The sequence below is a fragment of the Xanthobacter autotrophicus genome (assembly GCF_030015065.1).
Taxonomy (GTDB): Bacteria; Pseudomonadota; Alphaproteobacteria; order Rhizobiales; family Xanthobacteraceae; genus Xanthobacter; species Xanthobacter autotrophicus_D.
Map to the genome: position 1 here is coordinate 1 of NZ_JAIVFN010000548.1, position 394 is coordinate 394.

Consider the following 394-nt stretch of genomic DNA (forward strand, 5'->3'; position numbering starts at 1 on the left):
ATGTAGCCCTGCGCCATCGGGATCACCCGATGCGCGGCGGTGCGCCAGCCATCACTGCTGACGAGGAATTTGCGTTCGATTTCGATGCCCATCGCGCCATTATGCGCGATGGGTGATGACAACCTGTCAGCGCTTCTCGAACACCGCGATGCTTTCCACGTGCGCGGTATGCGGGAACATGTCCATGGCACCGGCGCTGACCAGGGTGAAGCCCTGTTCGTTGACCAGATAGCCGGCATCGCGCGCCAGCGAGCCCGGGTGGCAGCTGACGTAGACAATGCGCTTGAACTGCTTCAGCGGCAGCTGCTGCAGCACTTCGATCGCACCCGAGCGCGGCGGGTCCAGCAGCAGCTTGTCAAAGCCCTGGCGCATCCACGGGGTGCTGCGCTGGTCC

General features: G+C 63.7%; 1 pseudogene. It reads right to left on the reverse strand.

Features of this window, described 5'->3' with window-relative positions:
* Window positions 1-126 precede the first annotated feature (126 nt).
* Window positions 127-394, reverse strand: a pseudogene (locus tag K9U40_RS24455) (23S rRNA (uracil(1939)-C(5))-methyltransferase RlmD); the annotation flags it as partial.